Consider the following 22810-nt stretch of genomic DNA (forward strand, 5'->3'; position numbering starts at 1 on the left):
TTCCCCCTCTCACCACACCATCCAGGGAGACTTCATATGAGCACCGTCGCACCGTCCGACTGGGCCACCCGGCCCGCACCCGAGGGCCCGCAGGGCTGGATCGAGCGCGCGGCGGAGGTTGCCGCCGTCCTCGCCACCGACGCCGTCGCCCGTGACCGTGCGGGGGCCACCCCGTACGCCGAGGTCCAGCTGCTCAAGGACTCCGGTCTGGTCACGCTCCTCGGCCCCACCGCGCACGGGGGCGCCGGCCAGGACTGGCCGACCGCGTACCGGGGGATCCGGGAGGTCGCCAAGGCGGACGGGTCCATCGGCCAGCTGCTCGGCTACCACTATCTGTGGAACTGGGCCGCGCGGCTGGTCGGCACCCGCGAACAGTGGGAACACGTGGAGGCCGAGGCCGCGAGGCACCAGTGGTTCTTCGGCGGCGCGGTCAACCCGCGCGACAAGGACGTGGTGGTACGGGACGAGGGCGAGACCCTGGCCTTCACCGGCCAGAAGTCGTTCTCCACGGGGAGCAAGGTCTCCGATGTCACCGTGCTGGAAGGGGTTTTGGAGGGCACCGGCGACCATGTCTTCGCCATCGTGCCGTCCGACAGCGCCGGGCTGACGTTCCACGACGACTGGGACAACATCGGGCAGCGGCTCACCGAGAGCGGCGGCGTCACCCTGGACGGGGTGCGGGTGCCGTGGTCAGCGGCCGCCGGGTATGTCGACAAGGCGTTCGTGCCACGGGTCTACAACACCCTCAACGTACCGACCATCCAGCTGGTCTTCGCCCACTTCTACCTCGGTATCGCCGCGGGCGCCCTGGAGACGGCCGCGGCCTACACCCGCACCAAGGCGCGCTCCTGGCTGCACGGCGGCCATGAGCGGGCGGCCGACGAGCCGTACGTCATCGACGTCTACGGCGATCTGACGGGCAAGCTCTGGGCCGCCGAGGCGCTGGCCGACCGGGTGTCCGAGGAGGGGCAGCGGCTGCACGGGGACCCGGACGCGGTGACCGCGCAGGACCGCGGCGAGTTCGAGGTCCGGGTCGCCGCGGTCAAGGCCCGCGCCACGGAGGTGGCGCTGGAGGTCACCCAGCGGATCTTCGAGGTGACCGGGGCCCGGTCCACCGCCTCCGCCGAGGGCCTGGACCGCTTCTGGCGCAATGTCCGCACGCACACCCTGCACGATCCGGTGGCTTACAAGCGCCGTGAGGTCGGCCGGTTCGTGCTCGACGGCGAACTCCCCGAGCCGACTTGGTACTCCTGACCGGCTCCGCCCCGCACGCCCGGCCCGTCGCCGCACCGACGGGCTCCGGGCGCCCCCTCCCCCACGCTCCGCACTCCTCCTCCCGCACTTCGAGGTGATCGTCTCCATGGCCACCGTTCTCTCCGTCTCCGGCAGTCCCTCCGCGACCTCGCGTACCGCCCGTCTGTTGCGTCATCTGGACGACCGGCTCGCCGACGAGGGGCACCACGTCATTCCGCTGGACGTCCGCGAACTGCCCGCCGAGGCGCTGCTGGGGGCCGATTTCGGCCATCCGGCGATCGTCGAGGCCACCGAACTCTTCGCCCGGGCCGACGGCGTCGTCATCGGCACCCCCGTCTACAAGGCCGCCTACTCCGGTCTGCTCAAGTCACTGCTGGACCTGCTGCCGCAGTACGCGCTGACGGGCAAGACCGTGCTGCCGCTGGCGACCGGAGGCAGCACCGCCCACGTCCTGGCGATCGACTACGCGCTGCGGCCGGTGCTCTCGTCCATGGGAGCCGCGCACATCGTCCAGGGCTGGTTCGTTCTCGACCGGCACCTGGCCGTACGGGACGACGGCGCGCTGAGCGTCGACCCCGGCGCGCAGGAAGGGCTCGGTCAGGTCCTGGCCCAGTTCTCCGGGGCGCTCGGGCGCAGCCCGCTGCTGTCCGTCGCGAGCTGATCCGCCGCTCCCAAGTCCCCCACGTCCCCGCCCTTTCGACACTCCCCCTGGAGGCAGCACCGTGACCGCTCCCGCGCGGCCCGCCACCGCTCATGTGATCACCGATGACGCCGAGGCCCTGGCCGTCGCGGCGGAATTGGCCGAGGTGTTCCGGGCCGGTGCCGCGGAGCGGGACGCCGTTCGCCGACTGCCGCACACCGAGCTGGCGCGGCTGTCGGCGAGCGGGCTGCTGGCCATCACCGTGCCGCGGTCCCATGGGGGTGCGCAGGTGCGGACCGAGACGCTGGCCGAGGTGGTGCGGCTGCTGGCGACCGGGGACGCCAGTCTGTCCCAGATCCCGCAGAGCCACTTCGTGTACATCAATGTGCTGCGCCGGCAGGGAACCGCTGAGCAGCAGGCGTTCTTCTTCGACGAGGTGCTGGCCGGACGGCGGCTGGGCAATGCGCAGTCGGAGGCGGGGACCCGGCATGTGCAGGACATCCGCACCCGGCTGGTCTCCACGGCGGACGGCTCATATGTGCTGAGCGGGGTGAAGCACTATGCGACCGGTGCGCTGTTCGCCGACTGGATCCCGGTGCTGGCGCGCGGGCGGGACGATGCGCTCTATGTGGCGTATGTGCCCAAGGAGGCGCCGGGGGTACGGGTCGTCGACGACTGGGACGGCATGGGGCAGCGGACCACGGCCAGTGGCACGGTGCATCTGGAGGATGTGACGGTGCCGGCCGACCGGGTCGTACCGCATCACCTCACCTTCCGGGGTCCCCAACTGCATGGCGCGGTCGCCCAGTTGCTGCACGCGGCGATCGACACCGGGATCGCCTCCGGCGCGCTGGCCGAGGCCGCCGCGTTCGTCCGCACCAAGAGCCGGCCGTGGTTCGAGAGCGGTCTCGACAGCGCGGCCGAGGATCCCCTGCTGATCCAGCGGTTCGGGGAACTGGCGGTACGGGTGCGGGCCGCCGAGTCACTGCTGGCCACGGCGGCGCGCACGGTGGATGCCGCGGCGCGGGCGCTCACCGACGACTCCGCGGCGGAGGCGTCGATCGCGGTGGCCGCGGCGAAGGTGGTGGCCGCGGAGGCCGCGGTGGAGACCGGCAGCGCACTGTTCGAGGTGGCCGGGACCCGGGCCGCCCTGGACGGGCTGAACCTGCACCGGCACTGGCGGGACGCACGCACCCACACCCTGCACGACCCGGTCCGCTGGAAGGTGCAGCACATCGGCCGCTATCTCCTCAACGGCACCCGGCCGCCCCGGCACGGTCTGCTCTGACGACCGGACCCGACCCGCCCCCCACTCGTCTTCCCCATCGGAGCCCGCATGTCCTCCCTCACCTTCCACTGGTTCCTGCCCACCTACGGCGACAGCCGTCATGTCGTCGGCGGTGGCCACGGCCTGCCCGCCGGTGCCGCCGGCGGGGAGCGGCCCGCCACCCTCGGCTATCTGACGCAGATCGCCCGCGCCGCCGAGGACCTGGGCTTCGAAGGGGCGCTCACCCCCACCGGGGCCTGGTGCGAGGACGCCTGGCTCACCACGGCCATGCTGGCCCGCGAGACCGAACGGCTGAAGTTCCTGGTGGCGTTCCGGCCGGGGATCATCGCACCGACCCTGGCCGCCCAGATGGCCGCCACCTTCCAGCGGCACTCCGGTGGACGGCTGCTGCTGAATGTCGTCACCGGTGGTGAGAGTCATGAGCAGCGCGCCTACGGGGACTTCCTGGACAAGGACGCCCGTTATGCCCGGACCGGCGAATTCCTGCACATCGTCCGGGAGTTGTGGGAGGGGAAGACGGTGGACCACACCGGGGAACAGCTGCGGGTGGCGGGCGCCCGGCTGGCCCGGGTGCCCGATCCGGTGCCTCCGGTGTACTTCGGCGGGTCGTCCCCGGCCGCCGGAGAGGTGGCCGCGCGCGCCGCCGACGTCTATCTGACCTGGGGCGAGCCGCCGGCCGAGGTCGAGCGGAAGATCGCCTGGATCCGGGAGCTGGCCGGCCGCGCCGGGCGCCGGGTGCGGTTCGGCATCCGGCTGCATGTGATCACCCGGGACACGGCCGAGGCGGCATGGGCCGAGGCGCAGCGGCTGCTGGACGGCTTCGGCCCGGAGGCGATCCGTACCGTGCAGGAGGGGCTGGCCCGCAGCGAGTCGGAGGGGCAGCGCCGGATGCTGGCGCTGCACGGCGGCCGCACCGACGGGCTGGAGATCGCGCCGAATCTGTGGGCCGGTATCGGCCTGGTACGGGGCGGGGCGGGCACCGCGCTGGTGGGCAGCCATGCGGAGGTGGCGGAGCGGATCGTGGAGTATCAGCGGCTGGGCATCGAGGAGTTCATCCTCTCCGGGCACCCTCATGTCGAGGAGGCGTACTGGTTCGGCGAGGGGGTGCTGCCGGTGCTGCGGGACGCCGGGCTGTGGCGGCATCCGGCCGCACGGACCGAGGGTTCCACGGCCGCCGCGCAGATCCCGTTCGCCGCCGGGGTGGGCCGCTGACCGCTGGGCCGGGCGGCTCGCCACGGCGCCCCTGGCCCAATCCGCCCCATCCGGCTGCGCCGTGCCGCCGCGCATGATTCGCTGAGCTGATCCCCCACGCCAGGCACCTCGCCCGCAGCAGGAGGACCAGTGACCGGCACCTCGCCGCACGCGCCGCACCACACGTCGTACCGACAGCCACCACGGACCACCGACGGGACGGACAGCGCACCGCACCCACCCGGCCACCACCGGCACCCCCCGTACTACGAGGACCGCTCGCCGGGAAGCGGGGCCCTGCCGCCCCGCGCCTGGTACGCGAGATCGGATGCCGCCCGCCTCTCGCTGCACGGCCGCTGGCGGTTCCGGCTCTCGCCGAGCGCCACCGCCGAGGACGACTCTTTCGCCCGCCCGGACTTCGACGATGCGCAGTGGCAGGAGCTGCGGGTGCCCGGCCACTGGGCGCTCCAGGGGCGCTTCGCCTCCGAGGGCTCCTACGAGGGCAACGGCACCGCGCAGCCGAGCGGGGCGCCCGCGTACACCAACACCGCCTACCCCTTCCCGGTCGATCCGCCGCGGGTGCCGGACGAGAACCCGACGGGCGATCACCGGCAGGTCTTCGATCTGCCCGAGGGATGGGGCGAAGGGCCCGCGGTGCTGCACTTCGCCGGGGTGGAGTCCTGTGCCCGGGTCTGGCTCAACGGCCAGGAGCTGGGCCACTTCAAGGGCAGCAGGCTGCCGCACGAGTTCGAGGTCGGGCCGCTGCTGCGGCCGCGCGGCAATGTGCTGGCGGTACGCGTCCACCAGTGGTCGTCGGGCAGCTATCTGGAGGACCAGGACCAGTGGTGGCTGCCCGGCATCTTCCGGGACGTCTCGCTCCACCGCCGTCCCGAGGGTTCGGTCGCCGACCATTTCGTGCACGCCGGGTTCGATCACGTCACGGGCCACGGCACCCTGCGGGTGGAGTGCGAGCCGGCCGGCCGGGTGACCGTCCCGGCGCTCGGCCTCGATCTGGCGACCGGGGAGAGCGCGACGGTGCCGGTGCGCCCCTGGACGGCCGAACAGCCGCACCTCTACGACGGGGAGCTGGTCACCTCCGGTGAGCGGATTCCGCTGCGGATCGGGTTCCGTACGGTCCGCGTCGAGGGCGGGCTGCTGAAGGTCAACGGCCGCCGGATCCTGCTGCGCGGCGTCAACCGCCATGAGTTCCATCCGCGCTCCGGACGCGCCGTCGGCCCCGAGACGATGCGCCGCGATCTGCTGCTGATGAAGCAGCACAACATCAATGCGGTGCGCACCAGCCACTATCCGCCGCACCCCGCCTTCCTCGATCTGTGTGACGAGTTGGGCCTGTGGGTCGTCGAGGAGTGCGATCTCGAAACGCACGGGTTCGGCGGGCAGGGCTGGCGGGACAATCCGGTCGATGAGGCGCGCTGGGAGCCGGCGCTGCTCGACCGGGCCCGGCGGATGGTCGAGCGGGACAAGAACCACCCCGCCGTCGTGTTGTGGTCGCTGGGAAACGAGTGCGGTACGGGGAGCGGGCTGTCCGCCATGGCCGCCTGGATGCGCGAGCGCGACCCGTCCCGGCCGCTGCATTACGAGGGCGACCCCAGCTGCGCCGACACCGACGTCTACTCCCGGATGTACGCCGACCACGCCGAGGTGGAGCGCATCGGTCAGCGCACCGAGGCGCCGCTGCCGGACCCGGAGCTCGACGCCCGGCGACGTCAACTCCCCTTCCTCCTGTGCGAGTACGCGCATGCGATGGGAAACGGTCCGGGCGGGCTGAGTGAGTACCAGCGGCTGTTCGAGCGCTATGAGCGCTGCCAGGGCGGTTTCGTCTGGGAGTGGATCGACCACGGGCTGCGTCAGCAGACACCCTCCGGCGAGATGTTCCACGCCTATGGCGGCGACTTCGGCGAGGAGCTGCACGACGGGAACTTCGTCTGCGACGGGCTGGTCCTGCCCGACCGGGTGCCCTCCCCGGGCCTGCTGGAGTTCAAGAAGGTCATCGAGCCGGTGCGGATCGAGGCGGAGACCGACGACGACGGCACGGCGAACGCGGTCCGGATCACCAATCTGTACGACTTCGCCGACCTCGGCCACCTCGACTTCCGCTGGAGCTACGAGGTGGACGGTGAGCTGCGCGGACACGGCCGGCTGGCGGTGCCGCGCCCGGCGCCCGGCGAGTCGGTCGCGGTGACGCTGCCGACACCACCGGTCGAGCCGGGCGACGAAGGGGAGGCGTTCTGGACGGTCCGGGCCGTGCTGGACGAGGACAGCGCCTGGGCGCGCGCGGGCCACGAGGTCGCCTGGGGCCAGCTGCCGGCCGCCCCACGGCGCGCCGTCGCTCCCCCGGCGCCCACCGCGGCACCGCGCCGCGGTGAGGGCAATGTGATCGTCCTCGGGCCGGGGACCTTCGACGCCGCCACGGGGGCACTGGCCTATCTGGACGGCGTCCGGATCGGCGGTCCCCGGCTGGATGTCTGGCGGGCGCCGACCGACAACGACGAGGCCGCGCCCTGGCAACCGGGGCCGCGGCCGGCCACCGAGTGGCGGCGGATCGGCCTGCACCGGATGCGGCACCGCGTCGATGCCGTCGAGACCGGCCCGGACGCCTTGGTGGTGCGGTCCCGGGTCGCCCCGGCCGGCGCACCCCTGGCGCTGCGGACGGTCTACCGCTGGACGGCACAACGCGACCTGCTGCGGCTGGAGTTGAGCGTCGACCCCGAGGGCGACTGGCCGGTTCCGCTGCCGCGGCTGGGGGTGCGGATGCAGGTGTGCGGCAGCCTGGGCCTGGCGGAGTGGTTCGGCGGCGGGCCGGGCGAGGGCTATCCGGACACCCGGGCGGCCGCACGGGTGGGCCGCTGGTCGATGCCGGTGGACGCGCTGCAGACGCCGTATGTGCGGCCGCAGGAGAACGGTGCGCGGCCCGGTGTGCGCTGGGCACAGCTGACCCGGTCGGACGGCTCGGGTCTGCGGATCGAGGGCGACCCGGACTTCTTCCTCACCGCCCGCCGGTGGTCGACCGAGGAACTGGCCGCGGCCCGCCACACCACGGATCTGCGGCCCGGTGAGAGCCTGTGGCTCCATCTCGACCATGCGCAGCACGGCATCGGCAGCCAGTCGTGCGGGCCGGGGGTGCTGCCGCAGCACCGGTTGGCGCCGGCGCCGGCGCGGTTCTCGTTCGTGTTCTCGTCGCTGCACTGAATCCCGCGCGGGCCGTGCGCCGGCCGCCATGCCGTGACGGCCGGTGCACGGTGCCGTACGCCGTGGCCCTGCGCACCACTGCGACCAGGGGCTTTGTCACCGGCGGGCGTTACGATCCGGGGTGAGGCGTGGGCACCCACGCATCCCGCAGCACCGAGAGGCCTTGCACCATGGTCAGCACGATCCCGCCGCTCGCCGACGCCCTCGCCGCGGGGCCGGTCGTCCTCGACGGCGGGCTGTCCAACCAGTTGGAGGCCGCCGGGCACGACCTCAGCGACGCGCTGTGGTCGGCCCGGCTGCTGGCCGAGGATCCGGAGGCGGTGGTGCAGGCGCATCTGGCGTACTACGGGGCCGGGGCGCAGGTCGCGATCACCTCCAGCTATCAGGCGACGTTCGAGGGGTTCGCGCGGCGCGGTATCGGCGAGGAGCGGGCCGCGGCGCTGCTCGCCCGGAGTGTGGAGCTGGCCCGCGAGGCGGCCGGGCGGGCGGCGGCCGACGGGGTTGCCGGGCCGCTGTATGTGGCCGCTTCGGCGGGCCCGTACGGGGCGATGCTGGCGGACGGCTCCGAGTACCGCGGCCGCTACGGCCTGACGGTGGAGGAGCTGGAGCGTTTCCACCGGCCGCGCCTGGAGGTGCTGGCCGCGGCGCGGCCAGATGTGCTGGCGCTGGAGACGGTGCCGGATGCCGAGGAGGCCCGCGCACTCCTGCGGGCGGTGCGCGGGCTGGGGGTACCGGCCTATCTGTCGTACAGCGTCGCGGGTGACCGCACCCGGGCCGGGCAGCCGCTGACGGAGGCGTTCGCGGTGGCCGCCGACGCCGACGAGGTGATCGCGGTGGGGGTGAACTGCTGCGCGCCGGACGATGCGGACCGGGCGGTGCGGCTCGCGGCCCGGGTCACCGGCAAGCCCGTGGTGGTCTACCCCAACAGCGGGGAGAGCTGGGACGCCGGGGCGCGGGCCTGGTGCGGCGACCCGGCGTTCCGCGCGGACCGGGTCGCCGCCTGGGCCGCTGACGGCGCCCGGCTCATCGGCGGCTGCTGCCGGGTGGGCCCGGACGCCATCGCCGAGCTGGCGGCCGGGCTCGGCCGCTGAAGGGGCGGCGCGGGAGCGGGAACGGCGGCCGGTGTGCGACGGGTACGACGGCCGCCACCGGCCCGGATGCGGGCCGAAGGCGTTACACAGACGCAACCGACGCGGCGGCGACAGAGCCCCGGGCCGATGGCAGGATGCAGCCACATCGCAGCACGCATGGCTTGGTTGATGTTCATCCTGCCCCTGGAGGGCCCGTGTCCGCTCGCTCCGCGTTGCCTGTCATAGCCGTTTTCGCGGCCGTCACCGTTCTGGCGGGGTGCAGCAGCACCAAGTCCGACGGGAAGAAGGGCGGCGGTCCGGAACTGGTCTCGTCCGGGACCTTGAAGACCTGCACCCACCTTCCGTACGCGCCGTTCCAGGTGAAGAAGGACGGCAAGATCGTCGGGTTCGATGTGGATCTCGTGGACCTGGTCGCCAAGGACCTGGGCGTGAAGCAGGAGATCGTCAATACGCCCTTCGAAGGCATCGAGACCGGCCAGGACTTCACCATCCGCAAATGCGATCTGGCCGCCGCCGGCATGACGATCACGTCCGCGCGGGACAAGGTCATGGATTTCTCCGACCCTTATTTCAATGCCACGCAGGCACTGCTGACGAAGAAGGGCAAGCCCTTCAAGAAGGTCGAGGACCTCAAGGGCAAGAAGCTCGGCTACCAGAAGGCCACCACCGGCGGGATCTACGCCAAGAAGCACGGCAAGGGCGTCGAGCTGGTGGAGTTCGAGGATCTGGGGCTGCTGCTGACCGCCGTGAAGTCCGGCCAGGTCGAAGCCGGCATCAATGACAACGGTGTGCTCTTCGACTATGTGAAGCAGAATCCGGACACCGAGGTCACCGCGGAATTCAATACCGGTGAGCACTACGGCATCGGTGTACGCACCGGGAACGACGCGCTGCGGAAGAAAATCAACGCGGTCATCAAGAAGGCGAAATCCGACGGGAGTTACGACCGGATCTACAAGAAGTGGTTCGGCACCACCCCGCAGAGCTGAGGCCGGCCGTCATGTCTTTGTCCAAACGACAGCGCGCCCGGGTGATCCGCGGTGTGCAGTACGGCGTCCTGGTCGTCGCCGTGGTGGTCTTCGCACTGATCGCCGACTGGCATCAGCTGCGAATGGCGTTCTTCGACGTGGAGGTCGCGAAGGCGCTGTTCCCGGAGATCATCACCACGGCGCTGGTCAACACGGTCCTCTACACCCTGCTCGGCTTCGGTTTCGGGCTGGCGCTCGGGCTGGTGCTCGCACTGATGCGGCTCTCGTCGGTGCCGCCCTACCGCTGGATCGCGGTCACCTATATCGAGTTCTTCCGCGGAATCCCCTGTCTGCTGGTGTTCATCGCGCTCGGCTTCGGTGTGCCGCTGGCCTTCGAGGTCGCGCTCGATATGAACATCACGGTGATGCTGTCGCTCGGGCTGGTGGGCGCGGCGTATATGGCGGAGACCATCCGGGCCGGCATTCAGGCGGTCCCCAAGGGGCAGACGGAGGCGGCGCGTTCCTTGGGAATGTCGCACGGGCGGGCGATGCTCTCGATCGTCATTCCGCAGGCGTTCCGTATCGTGCTGCCGCCGCTGACCAATGAGTTGATCCTGCTGACCAAGGATTCGTCGCTGGTGTATCTGCTGGGGCTCTCCCTCACCCAGTTCGAGCTGGCCAACTTCGGCCGGGATGCGCTCAATGAGCACAAGAGCCTGACCCCGATCCTGATCGCCGGACTGCTCTATCTCGTGATCACCCTCCCGCTCGGCCAGCTGGTCCGTCGGCTGGAGGCCCGTACGGCGAAGGCCAGGTGAGCGGCGTGACGACCGACCAGGCGGCACCGGAGACGGCAGACGCGAAGGCCATCGATGTACAGGGCCTGCGCAAGGCGTTCGGGGAGCTGGAGGTGCTGCGCGGGATCGACTTCTCGGTGGCGCGCGGCGAGGTGGTGTGTGTCATCGGGCCCTCGGGGTCCGGGAAGTCGACCCTGTTGCGCTGTGTGAATCTGCTGGAGGAACCGAGCGCGGGCCGGGTCACGGTGGCCGGCACCGAGGTGACCGACCCGGACGTGGACATCGACCGGGTCCGGCGGCGGATCGGGATGGTCTTCCAGGCCTTCAACCTCTTCCCGCATCTGACCGCGCTGGAGAATCTGACGATCGCCCAGCGGCGGGTGCTGCGCCGCGATCGCAGCGAGGCGGAGCGGATCGCCCGCGCCAACCTCGAACGGGTCGGGCTGAGTGACAAGGCGGCGGCCTATCCGGCGCAGTTGTCGGGCGGGCAGCAGCAGCGGGTGGCCATCGCCCGTGCGCTGTCCATGGACCCGGAGCTGATGCTCTTCGACGAGCCGACCTCGGCGCTGGACCCGGAGCTGGTCGGCGATGTGCTGGCGGTGATGCGTGCGCTGGCGCAGGAGGGCATGACGATGCTCGTCGTCACCCATGAGATGAGCTTTGCGCGGGAGGTCGCCGACCGGGTGGTGTTCATGGACGGCGGGGTGATCGTCGAGGAGGGCACTCCGGAGCAGGTGGTGGGCACCCCGCAGCACGAGCGGACCAGGACCTTTCTGGCGCGGGTGCTGGATCCGGCGGCCGCCGAGGTCGGCGAGGTCACGGACACCGGCGCGGCGGGCAAGCGCGTCGATCGCTGATCGGCCGCCGTTCACCTGCCGTTGGGGCGGTGCCGGAACGCTGGGAAAGCTGTGTTCCGTCACTGTCCTGGAGGTTCGATGTCCCTACGTCAGCTGCGCCGTCCGCTCGGGGTGGCCCTGCCGGCCGCGGTGCTGGCCGCGGCCGTGGTGCTGGGTACCACCACGGCCCAGGCCGGTCCGCCGCCGGTCGCCGTCACCGGGTCCGCCCGGCTGCCGGCGATCCCGCTGGGCGCGTTCAGCAATGCGCTGCTGCCGGGCAGTGTCGGCGATGACCGCGGGGTGAAGCTGGGCGGCATCGGCAGCGACCTCTTCCCGGCCGGGCGGGCCGGCGAGTTCTGGACGGTCACCGACCGCGGGCCCAACGGCCGGATCAAGGTGGCGGGCGACAAGCGGCGGACGTTCCCGGTCCCGGGCTTCGACCCGGCCCTGGTCAAGATCAGGGTGCGGGGCGACCGGATCACCGTGCTGGAGTCGCGAGCCATCACCACCCGTGCCGGAAAGGCGGTCACCGGGCTGCCCGACCAGCGCGGCCGGGACGAGGCGCCCTACACCTATGACGCCGGGCAGCCGCTGCCCTACGACCCCGACGGCCTGGACACCGAGGGCGTGGTGCGGGCCGCCGACGGCAGCTTCTGGCTGGCCGACGAGTACGGCCCTTCCCTGGTTCATGTGTCGGCGTCCGGGCGGGTGCTGGCCCGTCATGTCCCCAAGGGGCTGCGGCTGACCGGTACCGGCTATCCGGTCGTCGAGTCGCTGCCAGGACTGCTGCTGAAGCGCAAGACCAACCGCGGTTTCGAGGGTCTGGCACTGCTGCCGGACGGCGATCTGGTGGCGGCCGTGCAGAGTCCGCTGTCCCACCCGGACACCGCGGCCGGCGAGGCCTCCCGTACCACCCGGCTGCTGCGCTTCTCGCCCGCCAGGGGCGCGGTGACCGCCGAGTACGCGTACCGCTTCGATCCGGTCGGCGAGGTCGACCCCGGCGAGGACGACACCTCCGAGCTGAAGATCTCCTCGGTGGTGGCGGTGGGCCGCGACCGGCTGCTGGTGGAGGAGCGCACCGACAGAGCCGCCCGGCTGCAGCGGGTCGAGCTGGACGGGGGAACGGACATTCTCGGCTCACGCTGGGACGACCCGGCGACCACTCCGTCGCTGGAGCAGGCCGGCGGCCGTGCGCCGGTGCTGCCCAAGCGGCTGGTCGTCGATCTGCGCAGGGTCGAGGGGGTGCCGCAGAAGATCGAAGGCATCGCGGTCAGCGGACGGCGCACCCTCACGCTCATCAACGACAACGACTTCGGGATGACGGACGGCCCCGGTGCGTTCGACGCACGGGGCCGTCTCGTGGACAGCGGGGTGCCGACGACGGCGGTGACCGTCCGGCTCAGGAAAGCGGCTTGGTGAGCTTCTTGGTGCCGGTGCGGTTGCCCATCAGGCTGCAGCTGACGGATTTTATGCCGAGCTTGTAGCCGTTGAGGCTGGGGTACTGGACGTAGGTGCCCTCGGCGGTCCCGGCGGGCTGTCGGGCGGCCTTGCCCTCCAGTTCGTTACGGCACAGCGACGACGCCTTGTCCTTGATGCCGGTTTCGGTCGTCAGGCCGGATTCGAGGCGGTGGACGGTGACGACCTCGGCGTCGTGCGGGCCGCTGCAGGAGGCCTCGTCGTTGTTGCCGCCGCCGCCCGCCGGCAGGTCGTAGCAGTCGCCGACCTTCAGCAGATAGAACGGGATCTTGCCGTCGGCGGGCGTCGATGTGCTGTTGTCGAAGGCGCTGCCGGTGGGCGTCTCGGTGGGGGTGGGGTCGTAGGAGGGCGTCGCGGACGCACTCTCGGACGGTGTGGGCGCGGCGCTCGAACCGGGCTGCCGGGCACGGTTGTTGTTGTCGCTGTCGTCACTGTTGCTGATCACGATGAAGGCGATGACGGCGGCCAGTACGACCACGCCACCGCCGATGATCGCCGCGATGATCTTGCCATTGCCGCCGCCACCGGGCGGGCCGGGCGGCTGCTGCCAACCGCCGGGGCCTCCGGGGCCGGCCGGGCCCGGAGGGCCGTAGCCGCCCGCGGGCGGACCGAAGCCGCCGGGGGGCTGGTTGCCGCCCACGGGCGGGCCGTAACCACCCGGTCCGTACCCGCCCTGGCCCGGACCGCCCGGACCGTAGCCACCGGCCGGCGGACCGTAGCCGCCCGGGTTGCCGTGGGGCGGCTGATTCGGCGGGTTCGACGGCGGAGGCGGAGGAAAACTCATGGTGGAAATGATCGCTTCTTCACTCGGTTTTCAGGGACTCGGTGACCAACCTGGAACATTTCGCGTCTGAAATATCCGGCCCGTGGGCACCGTTGGCGACAGGCAGCAAGCCACCCTACGGCTCGGAGGTCTTCCGTGTTCACCGACCTGCCCCTGGACGAGCTGCGCACCTACCGCCCGCCCCGCCCCGAGCCGGCCGGTTTTGAGGCGTTCTGGCAGCGCACCCTCGAAGAAACCCGTGCCCACGACCTCGATGCACGCTTCACCGAGGTCGATGCGGGGCTGGCGCTGCTGTGCACCCATGACGTGACGTTCTCCGGCTTCGACGGGCACCGTATCCGCGGCTGGTTCCTCTTCCCGCGCGCGGCCGACGGGCCGCTGCCGTGCATCGTGCAGTACCTCGGCTACGGCGGCGGCCGGCTGCTGCCGCACGACTGGCTGCTGTGGCCGTCCGCTGGGTACGCCACGCTCGTCATGGACACCCGTGGGCAGAGCGGCCCCAACCGGCCCGGTGACACCCCCGATCCGGTCGGATCCGGCAATCCGGGCGTGCCCGGCAAGATGACCCAGGGACTGCTCGATCCCGATGACTACTACTACCGGCGGCTGTTCAGCGACGCGGTACGGGCCGTGGAGGCGGCACGGGAACACCCGGCGGTGGACGCCGGCCGGATCGTGGTCGCCGGCGGCAGCCAGGGTGGCGCCGCCGCCCTGGCGACGGCGGGGCTGGTCCCCGGTCTGGCGGGCGCGTTGATCGATGTGCCGTTCCTGACCCATGTGCGCCGCGCCGTCGAGATCACGGACGTCGGGCCCTACGGCGAGCTCACCCGCTACTTCGCGGGTGCGCGCGGCCAGATCGACACCGCACTGCACACCCTGGACCACTTCGACGGCCTGAACTTCGCGGCCCGCGCCACCGCCCCGGCACTCTTCGGCACGGCGCTGCGCGACGACGTGGTGCCGCCCTCCACCGGCTTCGCCGCCTTCCACCACTATGCGGGCGAGAAGGAGCTGAAGGTGTGGCGGTTCAACGCCCATGAGGGGGGCGGTGGCGAGCAGCGGGCCGCCGAAATCGGCTTTCTGCGCAAGCTGTTCGGCTGAGCGGTCCGGTGCGCCGGGGCGGAACCTCTCAGACGGCCCCCAGCAGGTGCTCCAGCGCCAGCTGGTCCAGATGCTCGAAGGCCATCCCGCGGGCGGCCGCCGCCTCGATGTCGAAGGTCTCGTAGGCGGTGCCGTCGGCGAGCAGCCCGGCCAGGCCGTCCTCGGCGGTGGGCCGGCCCAACTCGTCCAGGCGCGCGGCGTGCAGCGCGTCCTGGACGGCCGGGTCGGCCCGGAAGGCCGCGGCGCGCTCCTTGAGGATCAGATAGTTGCGCATACAGCCGGCCGCCGAGGTCCAGACGCCCGCCAGATCCTCGGTGCGCGGCGGCTTGAAGTCGAAGTGCCGCGGCCCGTCGTATCCGGCCGTCTCCAGCAGATCGACCAGCCAGAAGGCGGAACGCAGATCGCCCGCGCCGAAGCGCAGGTCCTGGTCGTACTTGATCCCGCTCTGGCCGTTGAGGTCGATATGAATGAGCTTGTCCGCCCACAGCGCCTGCGCGATGCCGTGCGGGAAGTTCAGCCCGGCCATCTGCTCGTGCCCCACTTCGGGGTTGACACCGAAGAGCTCGGGGCGCTCCAGCCGCTCGATGAAGGCGAGGGCGTGGCCGACGGTGGGCAGAAGGATGTCGCCGCGCGGCTCGTTGGGCTTGGGTTCGATGGCGAACCGCAGGTCGTAGCCCTGCTCGACGACGTACTGACCGAGGAGGTCGAACGCCTCCTTCATCCGGTCCAGGGCGGCCCGCACGTCCTTGGCCGCGCCGGATTCCGCGCCTTCCCGTCCACCCCAGGCCACATAGGTGTGCGCGCCCAGCTCGGCGGCGAGATCGATGTTGCGGAGCGTCTTGCGCAGCGCATAGCGGCGGATACCGCGGTCGTTGGCGGTGAAGGCGCCGTCCTTGAAGACGGGGTGGGTGAAGAGGTTGGTGGTGGCCATCGGGACGACCAGGCCGGTGGCGTCCAGCGCCTGCCGGAAGCGTTTGACGGCCGTCTCGCGCTCGATGTCCCCGGCGCCGAACGGGATCAGATCGTCGTCGTGGAAGGTGACGCCGTACGCGCCGAGGTCCGCGAGGCGATGCACCGATTCGACGGGGTCCAGGGCGCGGCGGGTGGCGTCCCCGAAGGGGTCGCGGCCCTGCCAGCCGACGGTCCACAGTCCGAAACTGAACTTGTCCTCGGGCACGGGCTGGTGGCTCATCGTGACTCCCTCGGTCATTTCGTCAAGGCACTTTACAAATTGCGCCGCGGCCAAACTAATATGCGGCAGCACACCGGGGAACCCCCTGGACCGAGACCATGGAGTACGGCCGCCGAGGGAGAGAGTGCACGATGGGCGCACAGTCAGCGGGACCGCTGGTCGTCGGGGTGGACAGTTCGACGCAGTCCACCAAGGCGCTGGTCGTGGATGCGGCGACCGGTGCGGTCATCGCCCGGGGCCAGGCGCCGCACACGGTCAGCGGCGGTGACGGCAAGGAGAGCGACCCCGCGCAGTGGTGGCGGGCGCTGGGCGAGGCGCTGGCGCAGTGCGGTGAGGCGGCCCGGCAGGCCTCGGCACTGTCCGTCGGCGGGCAGCAGCACGGGCTGGTCACCCTGGACGCGGCCGGTGAGCCGGTGCGCCCCGCCATGCTGTGGAACGACGTCCGGCCGGCGCCCCAGAGCGAGCGGCTGATCGCGGAGCTGGGCGGCGCGCAGGCCTGGGCACAGCGGGTGGGGAGCGTGCCGGGGCCGGCGTTCACGGTGGCCAAGTGGGCCTGGCTGCGGGAGAACGAGCCGGCCGCGGCCGCCGCCACCGCCGCGGTGCGGCTGCCGCACGACTACCTCACCCAGCGTCTGACCGGCGAGTCCGTCACCGATCGCGGCGATGCGTCCGGGACGGGCTGGTGGGCGTCGTCCACCGAGTCCTACGACCCGGAGATCCTGGAGCGTGTCGGGCTCTCCCCCGAGGCGCTGCCGCGGGTGGCGCTCCCGGGGGAGGCCGCCGGGACGGTGCACGCCGACGATCTGCCGCTGCCCCACGGCGCGTTGGTGGCCGCCGGGACGGGGGACAACATGGCGGCCGCGCTCGGGCTGGGCCTGCGTCCCGGGCAGCCGGTGCTGAGCCTGGGCACCTCGGGGACGGTCTATGCGGTCTCCACCCGCCGGCCCGCCGATCCGACCGGCACCGTGGCGGGCTTCGCCGATGCCCGCGGCGGCTGGCTGCCGCTGGCCTGCACCCTGAACTGCACGCTCGCCGTGGACCGGGTGGCGGCGCTGCTGGGACGCGACCGGGAGGCCGTGGAGGAGGGCGGCGAGGTGGTGATGCTGCCGTTCCTCGACGGTGAGCGCACCCCCAATCTGCCGGGGGCCTCGGGCCTGGTCCACGGGCTGCGGCACGACACCACGGCCGGTCAGCTGCTCCAGGCCGCCTACGACGGCGCGGTGTTCACGCTGCTGCAGGCCCTGGACCGGGTGCTGGACGCGGACGCCGCGCCCGATACGCCGCTGCTGCTGATCGGCGGCGGCGCGAAGGGCCGGGCCTGGCGGGAGACCGTACGCCGGCTGTCGGGCCGCCCGGTGGTGGTGCCCGAGGCGCAGGAGCTGGTGGCGCTCGGCGCGGCGGCCCAGGCGGCGGGGCTGCTGCTGGAGGAGGACCCGGCGGCGGTGGCCCGTCGTTGGGGGACGGCGCGCGGCGCCGAGTACGAGGCGCAGCCACGGGACGGCGCCGCCTGTGACCGGCTGGCGGCGACGCTCGCCGACGGCGGGGCACTGCTGCGACGGTGACCGCGGCACCGTCGCCGAACACCTGGAGGGACCGCGCTCCCGCCCGCACCCCGAGGAGAACCCCGTGACCGCGCCCGGCGGCGACACCCAGCACGGCATCCGGCGGCGCAATCTGGCCCGGGTGCTGCAGACCGTGGCCGCGCAGGGGCCGCTCTCCCGGCCGGCGGTCGCGGCGCGGATCGGGCTGACCCGGGCGGGAGTGGCCCCGCTGGTCGACGAGCTGCTGCGGGCCGGGCTGCTGGTCGGGACGGGGCGGGCGGCGCCCAGCGGCCGTGGCCGGCCGGGCGGCGAACTGGCGGTCAGCGACCGTGGCCCGGCCGGGATCGGTGCCGAGATAGGCGTCGATCATCTGGCGGTGTGCGCGGTCGATCTGCGCGGGCGGGTCCGGGCCCGGGTGGTGGCCGACGCGGCGAACCGGCGGAGCGCTCCCGGGCCCGTGCTGCGGCAGTTGTCCGCGCTGCTCGCGGAGGTGACCGCGGAGATCGCCGCCGAGGGGCTGCGGCCGGCCGGACTGGCGGTGGCCGTGCCCGGACTGGTGGCCCGTGGAGCGACGACCGTGGTGCACGCCCCCAACCTCGGCTGGCGGGCGGCCGATCTCGCACCGGGGCTCGCCGGGGTGACGGCCCCGGGGGACGGTGCCCCGGCCCTCCCGCTCACCGTCGAGAACGAGGCCAACCTCGGCGCGCTGGCCGAACTGCGGCTGGGCGCGGGCGACGGGCTGCCGGGCCCGCCACCGGACTTCGTGCATGTGTCGGCCGAGATCGGTATCGGCGCCGCGGTCGTCGTGGACGGTCAACTGCTGCGGGGGGCAAGGGGGTTCGCGGGTGAGCTGGGGCATGTGCCGGTGTATCCGGACGGCCCGGCGTGCGGCTGCGGCGGCCGGGGCTGTCTGGAGCAGTACGCCGGGGAAGAGGCCGTGCTGCGCGCGGGCGGGCTCACCCCCGGGCGGGCGGCGGCCGCCCATCCGGGGCCGGGTGCCCGTATCGGGCTGCTGGCGCGCCGTGCCGCCGACGGGGACACGGCCATCGTGCGAGCGCTGCACGAGGCGGGGACGGCGCTCGGTATCGCACTCGCCGGGGCGGTGAATCTGCTCGATCCGCGGGCGGTGATCCTCGGGGGCGCGCTGGCCGGGCTGGCCCCCTGGATCCTGCCCTCCCTGGAGCGGGAGTTGGCGCTGCGAACGGCCGTCGCGGCCGATCCCGGACGGGCCGGCGGGCCATGGGTGACAGTGTCACGCCTGGGCGCGGACGGACCGCTGCTCGGGGCGGCGCACGCGGCGCTGCAGGCCGTGCTGGACGATCCCCTCCATTCCTGCGCCCCGGCACACTCTCCCCGGAATTGAACCCGCTAAACCTTTCCATGGAACGGGAATTCCATGCCACCCCATCGAGCGATTGTGCCGATAAAAACAGCACGACTACCGTCGGTTCGGCGGGTTGCCGCGGAGCTGCCTTGAATCGCGGTTTCGGAGGCGGTCCGCATCGCACCCTTCGAAGAGATAGGTGGCATGGTGACGATTGCCGACGAATCGCTGCACGGCAGTGGCAGTGCGGAAGAAGCCCAGAATTCCAGTCTGAGTACCACCGCCGCGCGGAATTTGGCGACCACCACCAAGACCGCGCCGCAGATGCAGGGCATCACTTCCCGCTGGCTGCTGCGGCTGCTGCCCTGGGTGCAGGTGTCCGGTGGCACCTACCGGGTGAACCGCCGGCTGACGCACACGCTCGGCGACGGGCGCATCGATTTCGATATCAGCGGCAGCGACGTCTCCATCATCCCCGAGGAGCTGCGCGAGCTGCCCGCCCTGCGCGAATTCACCGATACCGAGGTACTGGCCGCGCTCGGCGAACGGTTCACCCAGCAGGAATACGCACCCGGTGAAGTGATCGTCGAAGCCGGCACGCCGGGCGACCGGCTGGTGCTGCTCGCGCACGGCCGGGTGGACCGTATCGGTACCGGCAAATACGGCGAAGAGGCGGTGCTCGAAGCGCTGGCCGGCGGCGACCACCTCGGCGACGTGCCGCTCACCGACCCCGAGGGGACCTGGGAGTTCGGCTATCGCGCGGTGACCCGGGTGACCGTCATGGCGCTGCCCCGGCAGGCCCTGCAGGAGATCCTCGACCGCTCCCCCGGGCTGCGCGAGCATCTGGCGACCGCCCGGCAGGGCGCCGCCCAGCCGACGAACGCCACGGGGGAATCGGCGGTCTCCGTCACCTCGGGGCACCACGGCGAGCCGTCCCTCCCCGGCACCTTCGTCGACTACGACCTGGCGCCGCGGGAGTACGAACTCAGCGTCGCGCAGACGGTGTTGCGCGCCCACAGCCGGGTCGGCGACCTCTACAGCGACCCGATGAACCAGGTCGAGGAGCAGCTGAAGCTGACCGTCCAGGCGCTGCGCGAGCGCCAGGAACACGAGATGATCAACAACCCCGGGTTCGGGCTGCTGCACCACGCCGACCTCAAGCAGCGCATCCACACCCGCACCGGCCCGCCCACCCCCGACGACCTCGACGATCTGCTGGCGACGGTATGGAAGGACCCGGGCTTCCTCCTCGCGCACCCCCTCACGATCGCCGCGATCGGCCGGGAGTGCAGTGCCCGCGGACTGTATCCGACCGCGGTCGATTTCATGGGGCATTCGCTGCCCTCCTGGCGCGGGGTGCCGATTTTCCCGTGCAACAAGATTCCGGTGACGAAGGAGCGGACGAGTTCGATTCTGCTGATGCGCACCGGCGAGGAAAAGCAGGGCGTCGTCGGCCTGCACCAGACCGGAATTCCCGATGAATATGAACCGAGCCTGTCGGTGCGTTATATGGGTCTCGACGATCGCGCCGTAATCAAGTATCTCGTCAGCGCCTACTATTCGGCGGCCATTCTCGTGCCGGATGCGCTGGGTGTTCTCGACGACGTACAGATCGGCCACTGAACGGCCGGCGGAGGGGAACGGCGCGCCCCGGGGAACGGCCCGTACCGCCGCCCGGCCGCGCCGGCCGCACGCTCGTGCAGGCATCGCACGCACCGCACCGCACGCACCGACAAGAACAGGTGAGCCTTCTTCATGACCACATCGGTGGATCCGACGTCCGGCCCGCAGCCGTCCGCGACCGAGCAGAGCCGGTCCAGCCTGGACACCGCGGCCGCCCGCAAGCTGGCGACCACGACCAAGACCGTGCCGCAGATGCAGGGGATCTCCTCCCGCTGGCTGCTGCGCATCCTGCCCTGGACGCAGGTCTCCGGCGGTACGTACCGCGTCAACCGCCGCCTCACCCACACCCTCGGGGACGGGCGGGTGGAATTCACCTCGACCGGCACCGAAGTCCGGGTGATTCCGGAGGAGTTGCGGGAGCTCGCGCCGCTGCGCGGGTACACCGACGCCGCGACGCTGGAGGCACTGGCGGACCGCTTCGTCCAGCGGGAGTTCGCGCCCGGTGACGTGCTGGCCCGGACGGGCGCCCCCACGGACCGGGTCATCCTGATCGCCCACGGCAAGCTCGACCGCATCGGCGCCGGCAAGTACGGCGATGAGACGGTCCTGGGGGTGCTGGCCGACGGCGACGCCCTCGGCGCCGCGGCGCTGCTGGCGCCGGACGCGGAGTGGGAGCACTCCGTACGGGCGGTGACCCGGGTGACCGCGCTGACCCTCTACCGCAGCGACCTCGAAGAGGTGCTGGGCCGGTCGCAGTCGCTGCGCACCCACCTGGAGGAGTTCCGTGCGGCGTTGGCGCCGGCACAGAACAAGCACGGTGAGGCGGCCATCGAGATGGCCGCGGGCCATGTCGGGGAGCCGGCCCTGCCGGGCGCCTTCGCCGACTATGAGCTGGCGCCGCGGGAGTACGAACTCAGCGTGGCCCAGACCGTGTTGAAGGTGCACTCGCGGGTCGCCGATCTCTACAACGACCCGATGAACCAGCTGGACCAGCAGCTGCGGCTGACCGTGGAGGCGCTGCGCGAGCGCCAGGAACACGAGATGATCAACAACCCCGCGTTCGGGCTGCTGCACAACGCCGATCTCAAGCAGCGACTCCACACCCGCAGCGGGCCGCCCACCCCCGACGATCTGGACGAACTGATCTCCCGGCGCCGTAAGACCCAGTTCCTGCTGGCGCATCCGCGCACCATCGCGGCGATCGGGCGGGAGTGGAACGCCCGGGGGATCTACCCCACCACCGCGGAGTGCGAGGGCACGGCGGTCCGCGCCTGGCGGGGCATCCCGCTGCTGCCCTGCAACAAGATCCCGGTCACCCCGGAGCAGACCAGCTCGATTCTGGCGCTGCGGGTCGGCGAGGAGAACCAGGGCGTGGTGGGACTGCACCAGACCGGCATCCCGGACGAGTACCGGCCCGGGCTGTCGGTGCGCTTCATGGGCATCAATGACCAGGCCGTCATCAATTACCTGGTCAGCGCCTACTATTCGGCGGCGGTGCTGGTGCCGGACGCGCTGGGCATCCTGGAGGACGTGGAAATCGGTCACTGACCCGCGGGGGCTTCGGTCCGGGTGCCCCGCTCACGACCAGCCGTCAGGGCCGCGGGCGTGGCACCCGGGTGACGTCCGATCAGGTATCTCGCTTCTTCTGACCTGCGCCGTTCTGCCTTTGGTCGAGCCATTGGCAGAACGGCCATTCCCTTGGCAGGGCGCGCCCTGTTGCGCATCATGAACGCACCGCCTGTGCGTGACATGTACGCGACCACGCCCCCACGGTCCTGTCAGGAGTTCATATGGAGCCCGACCACCGTCGCCCGGACCGCCGGCGCCTGCTCACCGGTGCGGCCGCGCTCGCCGCATCCGCCGCTCTCACTCCCCTCACCGCGGCCAGGGCGGCTGCCGCTGGGCGCCGGCAGGCTCCGCGCGGCAGCGCCTACCCTCCGCTCCAGCAGGTTCCGGCAAGCCCGTCCAATTTCACCACCGCCGACCGCCCGGCGCAGTACCCGGTCGAGATGGTCGTGGTGCATGTGACCCAGGAGACCTACAAGGACACCCTCAAGCTGTTCCAGGACCCTCGGCACAAGGCGGCCGCGCACTATGTCGTACGGTCCGCCGACGGCCATCTCGCCCAGTGCGTCAGAGAGCGGAATGTCGCCTGGCACGCCGGGAACTGGGACTACAACACCCGCAGCATCGGCATCGAGCACGAGGGCTGGATCGACGACCCGACGTGGTTCACCGACCCCCTCTACGAGCAGTCCGCCCGGCTCACCGCTGCCATCTGCGACCGCTACCGGATCCCCAAGGACCGCGAGCACATCATCGGCCATGTCGAAGTGCCCGGCACCGACCACACCGACCCCGGGGAATTCTGGGACTGGGCGCGCTATCTGCAACTGGTCAACGAGGCCAGCTGGCGGAGCGCCGGATGACGCGGCGCGCCGTACCACGCCCTTCGGGGTGTCCGAAGGACCGCGGCACGGCGCGCATATTCCGG

At 71.8% G+C, this 22810-nt stretch carries 18 protein-coding genes; 16 read left to right on the forward strand and 2 right to left on the reverse strand.

Translation table 11 applies throughout. From position 1 onward, the window contains the following. Window positions 1-36 precede the first annotated feature (36 nt). From ACWGI6_RS22610 to ACWGI6_RS22655, 10 genes are all read left to right on the forward strand, one after another. Complete coding sequence (locus ACWGI6_RS22610; RefSeq protein WP_453269196.1) at window positions 37-1254, forward strand: acyl-CoA dehydrogenase family protein; 1218 nt, start codon at window positions 37-39, stop codon at window positions 1252-1254. Between the two features lie 106 nt (window positions 1255-1360). Further along, window positions 1361-1915 carry an NADPH-dependent FMN reductase gene (ssuE, locus tag ACWGI6_RS22615; RefSeq protein ID WP_453269197.1) on the forward strand — a complete coding sequence of 185 codons (555 nt, stop codon included), beginning with the start codon at window positions 1361-1363 and terminating at the stop codon, window positions 1913-1915. Window positions 1916-1976: 61 nt separating this feature from the next. After that, on the forward strand, window positions 1977-3182 hold the full coding sequence (locus ACWGI6_RS22620) for an SfnB family sulfur acquisition oxidoreductase (protein ID WP_453269198.1): 1206 nt from the start codon (window positions 1977-1979) through the stop codon (window positions 3180-3182). Between the two features lie 48 nt (window positions 3183-3230). After that, the gene (locus ACWGI6_RS22625) at window positions 3231-4394 is read left to right on the forward strand and encodes an LLM class flavin-dependent oxidoreductase (RefSeq protein ID WP_453269199.1); all 1164 of its coding nucleotides are present in this window, start codon (window positions 3231-3233) and stop codon (window positions 4392-4394) included. Window positions 4395-4523: 129 nt separating this feature from the next. Next, window positions 4524-7583: a glycoside hydrolase family 2 TIM barrel-domain containing protein gene (locus ACWGI6_RS22630; protein ID WP_453269200.1), complete on the forward strand. Its 3060-nt coding sequence runs from the start codon at window positions 4524-4526 to the stop codon at window positions 7581-7583. Window positions 7584-7753: 170 nt separating this feature from the next. Continuing rightward, entirely contained in the window at window positions 7754-8674 is a 921-nt protein-coding gene (mmuM, locus tag ACWGI6_RS22635; RefSeq protein WP_453269201.1) for a homocysteine S-methyltransferase, read from the forward strand. Between the two features lie 194 nt (window positions 8675-8868). Continuing rightward, window positions 8869-9663 carry a basic amino acid ABC transporter substrate-binding protein gene (locus ACWGI6_RS22640; RefSeq protein WP_453269202.1) on the forward strand — a complete coding sequence of 265 codons (795 nt, stop codon included), beginning with the start codon at window positions 8869-8871 and terminating at the stop codon, window positions 9661-9663. 11 nt (window positions 9664-9674) lie between these two features. Then, entirely contained in the window at window positions 9675-10460 is a 786-nt protein-coding gene (locus ACWGI6_RS22645; protein ID WP_393905343.1) for an amino acid ABC transporter permease, read from the forward strand. Beyond that, window positions 10457-11296 (forward strand): amino acid ABC transporter ATP-binding protein, encoded by an 840-nt coding sequence (locus tag ACWGI6_RS22650; protein WP_453269203.1) that lies wholly within the window; start codon window positions 10457-10459, stop codon window positions 11294-11296. Before ACWGI6_RS22645 ends, ACWGI6_RS22650 begins: the two co-directional genes overlap by 4 nt. A gap of 78 nt (window positions 11297-11374) precedes the next feature. Beyond that, a complete protein-coding gene (locus ACWGI6_RS22655) occupies window positions 11375-12694 on the forward strand; it encodes an esterase-like activity of phytase family protein (RefSeq protein WP_453269204.1) in 1320 nt (439 codons plus the stop codon). Here ACWGI6_RS22655 and ACWGI6_RS22660 read toward each other — a convergent pair. Next, a complete protein-coding gene (locus ACWGI6_RS22660; protein ID WP_453269205.1) occupies window positions 12675-13535 on the reverse strand; it encodes a hypothetical protein in 861 nt (286 codons plus the stop codon). The genes ACWGI6_RS22655 and ACWGI6_RS22660 overlap by 20 nt on opposite strands. Before the next feature lie 135 nt (window positions 13536-13670). On the opposite strand from ACWGI6_RS22660, the gene ACWGI6_RS22665 reads away from it, so the two are divergent. Then, a complete protein-coding gene (locus tag ACWGI6_RS22665) occupies window positions 13671-14636 on the forward strand; it encodes an acetylxylan esterase (RefSeq protein ID WP_453269206.1) in 966 nt (321 codons plus the stop codon). Window positions 14637-14664: 28 nt separating this feature from the next. Here the strand turns inward: ACWGI6_RS22665 and xylA are convergent, their stop codons facing one another. Next, window positions 14665-15828, reverse strand: coding sequence for a xylose isomerase (gene xylA, locus ACWGI6_RS22670; protein ID WP_453269207.1), 1164 nt, complete (start codon window positions 15826-15828; stop codon window positions 14665-14667). 131 nt (window positions 15829-15959) lie between these two features. Between xylA and xylB the strand changes: the two genes are divergently transcribed. From xylB to ACWGI6_RS22695, 5 genes are all read left to right on the forward strand, one after another. After that, on the forward strand, window positions 15960-17390 hold the full coding sequence (xylB, locus tag ACWGI6_RS22675; RefSeq protein WP_453269208.1) for a xylulokinase: 1431 nt from the start codon (window positions 15960-15962) through the stop codon (window positions 17388-17390). Window positions 17391-17454: 64 nt separating this feature from the next. Beyond that, a complete protein-coding gene (locus ACWGI6_RS22680; protein ID WP_453269209.1) occupies window positions 17455-18732 on the forward strand; it encodes an ROK family protein in 1278 nt (425 codons plus the stop codon). A 165-nt stretch (window positions 18733-18897) separates the two neighbouring features. Then, complete coding sequence (locus tag ACWGI6_RS22685) at window positions 18898-20316, forward strand: family 2B encapsulin nanocompartment shell protein (RefSeq protein ID WP_453269210.1); 1419 nt, start codon at window positions 18898-18900, stop codon at window positions 20314-20316. Window positions 20317-20448: 132 nt separating this feature from the next. Beyond that, window positions 20449-21864, forward strand: a complete 1416-nt coding sequence (locus ACWGI6_RS22690) for a family 2B encapsulin nanocompartment shell protein (protein WP_393905352.1) — start codon at window positions 20449-20451, stop codon at window positions 21862-21864. Between the two features lie 242 nt (window positions 21865-22106). Continuing rightward, entirely contained in the window at window positions 22107-22745 is a 639-nt protein-coding gene (locus tag ACWGI6_RS22695) for an N-acetylmuramoyl-L-alanine amidase (protein WP_453269211.1), read from the forward strand. Window positions 22746-22810 lie beyond the last annotated feature (65 nt).

The sequence above is a fragment of the Streptomyces sp. NPDC054786 genome (genome assembly GCF_053611685.1).